Below are 9,246 nucleotides of genomic sequence, written 5' to 3' on the forward strand. Positions count from 1 at the left end.
CGATATTTGGAAATTAAGCAGTAGGCCGACAGTTAAGCCTATATCGACATGCAGCATTCAACTGCGTTTTTAATTGGGAGTTTGTCAACTGGTGTTGAAAGATAACTCTTATACGACAATTTTGGAGTTGATAGACCTCTTGTCTGTTGACTCTTTTTTGTTGCCACTCGCAAGCGAGTGGCAATGCTTTTTGAGGTCGTTTCGCAAAGCGAAATCGACCTGCACTTTGACCCCGTTTCGCGAAGCGGAATCGGGGTGCCCTTGACCTTGGCTTTGGGGGAATCCAAAGGGGGCAGCGGAGCCCCCTTTTGGCAAGCGGCAAGGGCAGACAATGCGAAGCATTTGTCTAGCACTAGCACTGCTTGCCATCAGAGTGGAATACGTTAGACTGGTTGTGAGCGGAGCGAGCAATTAGGCTTACATATTCTTGGTGCCAGGGCGACCGAATAGGGAGCGCTGACGGCATACAGCAAGGTGGTTTCATCATGGCAGAAGACCCTAAAACCAGCAGTAGAAAACAGATCAATTTCCGGCTCTCTGACGAGAACTTTCAGAAGCTCACAGCATCGGCCGTGACCCTGGGCATGACCCCCAGCGCCTATGCCAAATCTCTTGCCGTCAAGGCGCGGTTGGTACGACCTAAATTCGACCACAAGACCGGCGTGCAGGTGAACCTTGCTTTGCGGCGACTGGGCACGAACCTGAACCAGCTGTCCCGCAAGGCGAACGCCGGCGACTTGTCTCCGCTCCAAGCTGACCAGTTAGCCGAGATCAGGAAGGCGGCGAACGAGATATGGCGACAATTAAGCTAAGCGCCGCCAAAAGCGCCGGCGCCGCCATTTCTTACGCCCAGGGCAAGGACAAACTGGGCGAGGAGACTAAGGACTGGCTCCGGGCGCACGGCGTGGACGACGCCGTGGTGGCCGGGCTCAACGACCGCGCCGTGGCGGTCGGCGGCGAGAACATGGACGTTGAGCATGTTCGCGGTCAGATGCGCGCCACCCGGGAGCTGTTCCACAAAAACACCGGCGTGCAGGCCCACCGCGTTATTCAGTCGTTCGCAGTCGCCGACCTCAACGCCGCTGACCCAGCCGATTGGGAGCGCGCCAACGTGCTTGGCGTTGAGCTGGGCCGCCTGATTGCGCCAGGTCACGAGGTGGCGGTCTACACCCATATCGACGGCGAGGGTCACAAGCTCCACAACCACATCATCATCAACGCCCCCGACCTTGAGACCGGCGAGAAGTACCACCAGCACAACGATTTCGCCCGTATCACCAAGCTCAACGACCAGTTGGCCCGGGAGCACGGCCTCTCTGTGATTGAGGAGCCAAGCCAGCATGAGCGCCGCACGATTACCGAGCGCCACATCGCAGCCGGCGGCTACGTCTGGAAGGACGACCTCCGTTCTCGCATCGACGCCGCCATGTCTGACCCCCGTACAAGCGATTTTGAGGCCCTCTCAGCCGTTTTGCGCAAAAAAGGGGTTGATATGCGCGTTCGAGGCAAAAACGTATCATACGCGTTTATAGCGCCAAATGAGAAGCTGTACGCGGCCCGAGGAACAAAACTGGGTGAGAGCTACGAGAAGGGAGCCATTGAGTATGAGCTGGCAAGACGAACCGAACGACTGGAACAAGCAGTTAATCGCGGTGGAAAGGTCGAACGAGGAGCTGAACGCCTCCAACAGAGCGCTGGTCGCGGAATTGAAGCAACTCAAGGCCGCACTGACGGCGAGCGAACCGACCGAAGCGGCCTTGGCCGAGTACAAGCAGACGCTGCAAGCACAATTCGACAAAGCATTGAACGATTTGCAGAACGAGTACGAGACGCGTTTGAGCGCACAGAAAGAACACTTGGAAACGTTGCAAGCCGAGTACGACAAGCTGGCCGCTCGATTAGCAGCGCTTTAACCCAGCTTGAGCAACCAAGTGCGGCCCAAATGTACCGCGACAACGCCCTCGACCGGCTGGATAAGGACAAGAAATACTTGGCGTTTTGGACCAGCTACGCCGAACGAGAACGCGCGCTGATGAGTGCCCGCGAAAAGTACGAAACCATTCAGCACAACCGCAAAGGGTGGTTCCGCATCAAACCTGTGCCGGCCGAGCACGTGGCCTTCGTCAAACGCTATGAACAGCTTGCCAACCAACAAGCGCAAGCCCTCGCTAGCACCGGTCTGGGCGATGTCGATTTGAGATCTGCCGAAGAGTCGGTCAGAGACCTTACCAAGCAAGTTGCTGACGAGGAGCGCACCGCTCCCAAGCCGCTCACGCTTGATGACCGCATTGCCGAAGCTAAACGAGGCGCGGAACGGCGCCGGCCGAACCGAGAACCAGAGCGGTCTCAAAACCGGCCTAATCGTTCGCGCACTCAAGGGCAAGAGTGGTCTCGCTGAGCTGACGTTGTACATGTGTGTGTACTCAATCTTGAACCGCTGCATGCTCGCTGGGCCGCATTTCCAAAACGTGATATACTGAGTGTGTGAGAAAGTTAAAGCATGACAACACAAGAGCCGCCACCCCTGCACGGGTGACGGCTCTTTTTTTCGCCTTGCGGCGTGTGGGTTAGTGACAACCGTTAATTGTTATCGTCTCCGGTCTAACCAGTCGGAGAACAGCGCAAGGACTATCCCCACCACGCATGGGGCGACAATCAATGTGAGAAGGTCACGCATGACAACACCCCCTTTCGAGGCTGGTTGCCAGAACCTAGTATGCCAGACTTTGCACCTTGCTGGGCTAGGTTTTTGCCGACCTTATAGCGCTTAATCGAACGTAGCTAGGAATTGCTAGGTATCCGCGGTTCTGCGATAGCGCCCCGAGGCCTTGGCCGAGGCTTCCTGCCAACGTTCTTGATCTGGGCAAGCCGGAGGCGCGCCGGGAGCACAGCGACCAGAGTTGAATGTGAAGCGGTCTTTGCCTCACTCATTTTTGAGAGGTCTCGGGGAGCATGCTCCCTGAGGTGGGGGTTCGGGGGAGCTTCCCCCGAGGTCTTTTGCTCGCCGATTTTTGGCGCCGCCTATTTATAACCTCTTTCTAAACCTCTTTTAGACCTCTTTTAGGGGCGCTGTGTGCTTACTCCCCCAAGGGATACAGCAATGTTTCAAGGTCATTTTGTCTGCTCTTCAAGGTCATTTTGTCTGCTCTTCAAGGTCATTTTGTCTGCTCTTCAAGGTCATTTTGTCTGCGAAAGAAAGGTCTTTACTAGAAGGTCATGACCTTGTACAATGACCTTTTAAAGGAGGCGTCCCATGAGCAACGAAATCATCAAACACGATGCTGAACTGAATACCATTCCGCTTCGCCGTTTCACGTCAACAGAGATGAACCTGTTCTTCTCGATTGTGAGTCGTATGCGCGATAAGGGCGGCGACAAGGTGCGTTTCGATTTCGACCAGCTAAAAGACTTGAGCGCATACAAAGCCACCGCCAACACCCGGTTCATCGACGACCTGGAGCATACCTACGACCAACTCATGGAGCTTCGCTTTGGCCGAAGAAGCAAAAGCGGCCTTCGCCGGGAACGCTTCGTGATGTTTACGGCGTTCGACATCAACGGTGATGCTCCGGACCCTTACGTTGAAATTCAGGTTCACGAGAAGGCCATTCCGCTCCTAAACCACCTCGACAGATGGGTTCGCTACTCCTTGGCTGAGTTTCGTGACCTAAACTCTAGCTACGCCAAGACCATGTTTCGCTTGCTAAAACAATGGCGTACCAAGGGCCGACTGGAACTGAGCAAGGGGGATTTTACGGAACTTCTAGACGTGCCGTCTAGCTACCAACAGTCCGATATCGACAAGCGTATTCTCAAGCCCATCAAGGAGGAGCTGTCACCGCTGTTCCCCGGTCTCAAAGTCACCAAGCGGCGCGGCAAAGGCCGCGGCAAGCCAATCATCGGCTACACGTTCACGTGGAAGCCGGAGGCCAAAGATGCTAACGACTTCTCCCGAGGCGCGCAGGTAGACCGTGCCAAGAAGCTGGACAACATTCACCACAACGCTTCGCTCACCACAGACGAGAAAGAGGCCGCCGTGCGTCGGGTGGTCGGTTTGTTTGACGAGCTCCCCCAGTGGCTCCGGGAAGAGAAGCGCTTGGCTAGCGCGCCAAAGAAGCTGGAAGGTGCGGAGCTTGAAACCCTTAAGGCCGTTAACGCCAAAATCGCGCTGACGATCACGCGCGTCACCCAGCTGATTGCTGACGGGCAAAAGCTGACTGCCGGCGACAAAAAGAAGCTGGCCCAGCTCAACGAGCTGTACGCCAGCAACGCCCAACGCATTGCGGCCGCAGAAGCATGAAAACGTTGATTTGACGCGGTTCTCAAATCGTGGGCGTTTTCGGGTAAATCGTGGGCGCTGGCGGAAAATAGGGGTGCCAAAACAGCCGTTTTGGGCTACCACCTGCATTTTTGGTGTGGGCGTAAGGGGTATCAATCGTGGGTTTTGACCCGAATTGCTGTCCCCTCGTGAAAACAACCCGCACTGCGGGTTCCCCCGCATTCTGGGGGCAGTTTTCTCTTATGCTCTTTCCAAAACCCCGGAAACTCGCTTCGCATTTCCAAAACGGCCATTTCGGTATGAAAATGAATCACTTGATTTTGCTCAAACTTGGTAGACAGTAGGAAAAGCGCCAGCGCCTGGTCAGAAGTGGCCACCACCTATTGGTGTTATGCTTTTAGGGACAGCAAAAGGAGGCGGCAAAATGGCTTGGTTCAAGAACTTGTGGAAATCGAAAAAGGCAGACGAGGAACCCCCAAAAATGGCCGAAGCTCCATTCCGGCCGGCGCGCGGCGGGCGACCTCCGATTGACCGCGAGCGCGCCCGCGAACTCTATGACGTAGGCTTCTCGCTCCGCCAAGTGGCGGCGCTGCTGCACGTCAGCAAGTCGGCAGTGCAGCGTGCCGTCAAGCGCAGCGATCAGGAACGCTGCACAACAGGAGGCACAAAATGACAAAGCTCAAGTACAACGCGGCCAGCGACCGCATGATAATTGGCGACGTTGAATTGCACGCCGGTTACCCCGTGACCGTCATTCAGCGAGACGGCTCAAAATTCGAGACTCGCATCGAGTCCGACCGGGATGGCTGGTACCTGGTCGATTTTCCGCAGGAAGGCATGCGCGGCCACGACATCGCCGGACTGGAGGTCGAGCCATTTTGACCTACAGCTTCTGACGGGGCGCAGGACACGTCTTTAGCCCGTTTGGGGCATTTTTAGCCGAACCAGGTATTTCTATCAGTCCCCGGACTAAAACGCCTTAGAATGCAAAATACGGCCTTCTGTGCTATGCTGACTTCGCCAATCAAGATACGAGTTTTGGCCTGCACATTCGCCGCCCCATTCGAGGCGGCTTTTTTTGTGCGCAAAACGCCCCATTGGTCTATCTATCGTGCTCTTGCTTTGGGGTCTAAAGGGCGCGAAGCGTGAAAGAGCATAATAGAAATCCGTCCCCACAACGTGAGGAAACCCGCAGCGCGGGTTGATTTTCGATGGAGCCAGAGTTTGTGTCTATGCCACCCCTTAAAGGGCTTTTTGCCACCCCACTAAATGGCACTCCAATCGAGCTGTTTTCGACTGGTCTAGCACGTTGGTTTGGTTCTTCGGTGACTTTTCAGCGCTAGGCATTCTTAACTGAGAACCGTTATAAATAAGCTATTCCGCGACAGCGCCCCGAGGCCTTGGCCGAGGCTTCCTGCCAACGCTCTTGATCTGGGCAAGCCGGAGGCGCGCCGGGAGCGAAGCGACCAGAGTTGAATGTGAGGCGGTCTTTGCCTCACTCATTCTTGAGAGGTCTCGGGGAGCTTGCTCCCTGAGGTGGGGGTTCGGGGGAGCTTTCCCCGAGGTCTTTTCCCGCGCAAAAAAAAAAAAAGTCGCCAAACTTTTTCCCTCGCGTAGGTGGTTACATTCAAATACATTTAAGTACATTTAAGTACATTAGGAAATCAGAATGGCTCTACACCGGGGCTTACTGCTTGTTCAAATACCTTTTTCCACGTTAGGAATACCTTTTTCCACGTTAGGAATACCTTTTTCCACGTTAGGAATACCTTTTTCCACGTTAGGAATACCTTTATTGATATAATACTTATATATAGGTATAATGAAATAAAGAGGTGAATTACATGGCAGTTGTTGGCAACAAGAAAATGAATGGGGCTTTAGACAAGCTCCTCGACCGTCAAGATTACTTGGTCACGCAGGCTAACGACTTGGCCCGCTCGCTTGGCAATCTCTCTACGTTTGAGCACAAGGTGCTCGACTACTGCTTTAGCTACGTGAAGAAGGACGATGACACTAGCAAGGTCTATCACTTATCCGCACTAGAGGTCATTAACCACCTTGGTCTCAACAAGTCGGGGGATAGCTACGCTCGTGTGGTTGCCGCCTTCAAGGGGCTCAACGAGAGTACGGCAATTTACATGCAAAGCACTGAACCGGACGGACGCAAGGGCATTCTGATGACCTCGTTGTTCAGTCACATCAAGGTCATCGAAGATGGCGAAATCGAGTTTGGGTTCAATCAGCTCGTAGCCCCTTACGTATTCCAGCTCAAGGAGCGGTTCTACTCCTTCCGCCTCTCGGAGCTTTCGCAGGTGCGCTCCAAGTACACACTAGCTCTCATGAAACTCTGGAACGCCAACGCTCGCGGGAAATGGAGTGACCGTGACGACCCTAACAGCCTGCCACCCGCCGCGACCATCGAAGGCGACCTAGAGGACTGGGAGGCGTGGTTTCTCGGCTCTGACGAAAAGGGAAAGCCGATCAGATGGCCGGCAGGACGATTTAAGCAAAAGGCTATCGACGTTGCTGTGAAGGAACTCGCTCGCCTTTACCCAAACTCTGTTATCAATATCACGACCCACACCAAAAGCCGCCATGTTGTGGGCTATACGATTGATTTCCACTCAATGCACACCAGCTTCAACATGAACACGCTTGTCATCGACGGACGAAAGCAATAGGCCATAGTAGGCTTACATACTGAAAATGCACGAAAAGAGGCCTGGCACGGCCGCCAAACTTTCCTGTAATCACGAAAGGCGAAACACATGACAAAATTAAGCTCCCGACAATTTGCTATTTTACGTTTTGTGCTATCCGTAATAGTTGCTGGAATTTTTCTGTGGTTATTTGGCTCGCGCGGCAAAACATTCTGGATCGTACTACTTCTGTCGTCCGCCATAGCTGCAGTAACCACGACTATACCAGCGATTATCAAAGGAAAATAATATAGTGACACAAACAGGACCGTACCAGTTAAACTCTATATCCGGCGGTAATCACCCCCACGATTTGAGATTGACTACACCGAGATCAATGCGCGCATTGCGGCCGCCGAAGCATGAAAATGTTAATGTGACGCGATTCTAAAATCGTGGGCGTTTCGAAAAAAGTGGGGGTATCAAAACAGCCGTTTTGGGGGATCACGCGCATTTTTGGCGTGGGCGTAAGGGGTATCAATCGTGGGTTTTCACCCTAAATTTTGCTACTCCGTTCATTTCACGATCTTAAATTGCTTTTGTGAGCAATAGGGTTTATATATGTAATAGGCATAAGGTTTTTAAAATTAATTAATACGGAGGAAGTTAACATGTACGGAAATATTTCTAAATCTGCTTTAGTTGGGGCATCAGTACTGCCAGCCACTGGATCTGTTTTATCTCCTTGGTTAACATTGGTAGGATACGCCGTAGTAGGCATTACGCTTGCTTCATTTGCTTATTTAAAACACATTGAAAAGTCCGTACGACCTTGATATGTATTTTTGACCAAGCTTAATCATGGAGGTAGGGAGTGCGTCTCCCTATATTTTTATGTATAGTTTTATCTTTATTGCTGTTTCATTTTTAGTTATATTCAACTTTTTGAGAATTTTCATTTCTCTAACACTTTCAAACATTATTCAAGCTCGTAAAATTGCTTTGCGAAATCGCCGCCATATGACAGCACGTATTGGAATTTCTATCATTATTCCTGCATACAACGAGGAAAAGGATATTTATCGTTGCGTAGATTCAGTGTATAAAAACAAATATCTTTATAAAGAAGTAATTGTAGTCAATGATGGGTCTAATGATCATACTGCTCAGATATTGGAATCACTGCTACTTCAATATCCAGACTTAATTGTGGTTAATCAAAAAAATTCCGGGAAAGCAACTGCGCTAAACAACGGTATTTTAAATTATGCTTCTATGGATCTTGTAATGGTCTTGGATGGCGATTCTTTCATTGCAGAAGACGCCTTAAGTAAAATGACTGACCACTTTCTAAAAGATGATCGTTTAATTGCATCGGCTACCAATGTTATGATCTACAATCCTACTAATATTATTGAATATGCTCAAAAGATTGAGTATCTCATCGGAAATAAATACAAAGCTTCCGAGCCTGGGATTAACCTAGAGTACATAATTGGAGGTATTGGTTCAACATTCCGTAAAGAAGCGTTGGTGATGGTTGACGGCTACAGCACAGACTCTATAACTGAAGATATTGACTTGTCTCTAAAATTAATAAAAGCATTTGGCAACAAATCTGCACATATCGATTATGCAGACGATGTTGTATGTTATACTCCTCCAGCCCATAATTTTTCAGACTTAAAAAAGCAACGATTTCGTTGGAAATATGGTAGATTTAAAGCTTTGGCAAAGTACAGATCCCTTTTTTTTTCAACAAACTTAAAAAAATATAGTGTCACCTTGACTTGGTGGAAACTTCCTAAAATTGTTTTTTTTGAGGAAGTAATGATGCTATTAGATCCATTTATGGTTTTGTTTATGTTGTATATATTAGTTATATATATTGACTTTTCCGTTGTTTTGGGTAGTTTGGCAATATATCTGGTTATATCATTAATGGCATCGTTATCTGATGAACATCTAACCAGAAAAGAAACTGTATTACTGGCTCTTTCTTCACCAGCAACACTTCCGCTACTTTATATAATCAATGTGGTTGACTTTTATTCTTTAGTAAAATCCATTGCATTGTCAAAAGAGATTCTACTAAACGAAAATAAAATATCACATTGGACTCATATTGAAAGGTGAGAACCTGTCTAGTATCTATAACGAGTAAACTCTGTGACACCGATATTTGGAAATTAAGCAGTAGGCCGACAGTTAAGCCTATATCGACATGCAGCATTCAACTGCGTTTTTAATTGGGAGTTTGTCAACTGGTGTTGAAAGATAACTCTTATACGACAATTTTGGAGTTGATAGACCTCTTGTCTGTTG

General features: G+C 50.1%; 9 protein-coding genes. 8 read left to right on the top strand and 1 reads right to left on the bottom strand.

What is annotated here, in order from left to right:
• Positions 1-485 precede the first annotated feature (485 nt).
• Positions 486-812 carry a plasmid mobilization protein gene (locus EKM90_RS12270; RefSeq protein WP_125583026.1) on the top strand — a complete coding sequence of 109 codons (327 nt, stop codon included), beginning with the start codon at positions 486-488 and terminating at the stop codon, positions 810-812.
• On the top strand, positions 794-2,398 hold the full coding sequence (locus tag EKM90_RS12275) for a relaxase/mobilization nuclease domain-containing protein (protein ID WP_125583028.1): 1,605 nt from the start codon (positions 794-796) through the stop codon (positions 2,396-2,398). The genes EKM90_RS12270 and EKM90_RS12275 overlap by 19 nt, the downstream gene beginning before the upstream one ends.
• Positions 2,399-2,587: 189 nt before the next feature.
• Here the strand turns inward: EKM90_RS12275 and EKM90_RS12280 are convergent, their stop codons facing one another.
• Complete coding sequence (locus EKM90_RS12280) at positions 2,588-2,677, bottom strand: type I toxin-antitoxin system Fst family toxin (RefSeq protein ID WP_125583030.1); 90 nt, start codon at positions 2,675-2,677, stop codon at positions 2,588-2,590.
• A 576-nt stretch (positions 2,678-3,253) separates the two neighbouring features.
• Between EKM90_RS12280 and EKM90_RS12285 the strand changes: the two genes are divergently transcribed.
• The 6 genes from EKM90_RS12285 (at position 3,254) to EKM90_RS12310 (ending at position 9,057) form a co-directional block, all read left to right on the top strand.
• Positions 3,254-4,300 (top strand): replication initiation protein, encoded by a 1,047-nt coding sequence (locus EKM90_RS12285; RefSeq protein WP_125583032.1) that lies wholly within the window; start codon positions 3,254-3,256, stop codon positions 4,298-4,300.
• Between the two features lie 403 nt (positions 4,301-4,703).
• Complete coding sequence (locus tag EKM90_RS12290) at positions 4,704-4,952, top strand: helix-turn-helix domain-containing protein (protein ID WP_164507990.1); 249 nt, start codon at positions 4,704-4,706, stop codon at positions 4,950-4,952.
• Positions 4,949-5,161 carry a DUF5348 domain-containing protein gene (locus EKM90_RS12295; RefSeq protein ID WP_125583036.1) on the top strand — a complete coding sequence of 71 codons (213 nt, stop codon included), beginning with the start codon at positions 4,949-4,951 and terminating at the stop codon, positions 5,159-5,161. Before EKM90_RS12290 ends, EKM90_RS12295 begins: the two co-directional genes overlap by 4 nt.
• A 962-nt stretch (positions 5,162-6,123) precedes the next feature.
• Positions 6,124-6,963 carry a replication initiation protein gene (locus EKM90_RS12300; protein ID WP_125583038.1) on the top strand — a complete coding sequence of 280 codons (840 nt, stop codon included), beginning with the start codon at positions 6,124-6,126 and terminating at the stop codon, positions 6,961-6,963.
• A gap of 629 nt (positions 6,964-7,592) precedes the next feature.
• Positions 7,593-7,757 carry an LPXTG cell wall anchor domain-containing protein gene (locus EKM90_RS12305; RefSeq protein ID WP_125583040.1) on the top strand — a complete coding sequence of 55 codons (165 nt, stop codon included), beginning with the start codon at positions 7,593-7,595 and terminating at the stop codon, positions 7,755-7,757.
• A 184-nt stretch (positions 7,758-7,941) separates the two neighbouring features.
• Positions 7,942-9,057, top strand: coding sequence for a glycosyltransferase (locus tag EKM90_RS12310; protein ID WP_164507991.1), 1,116 nt, complete (start codon positions 7,942-7,944; stop codon positions 9,055-9,057).
• Positions 9,058-9,246 lie beyond the last annotated feature (189 nt).

Origin of the sequence: Lacticaseibacillus suibinensis, from assembly GCF_003946175.1 — a bacterium.
Taxonomy (GTDB): domain Bacteria; phylum Bacillota; class Bacilli; order Lactobacillales; family Lactobacillaceae; genus Lacticaseibacillus; species Lacticaseibacillus suibinensis.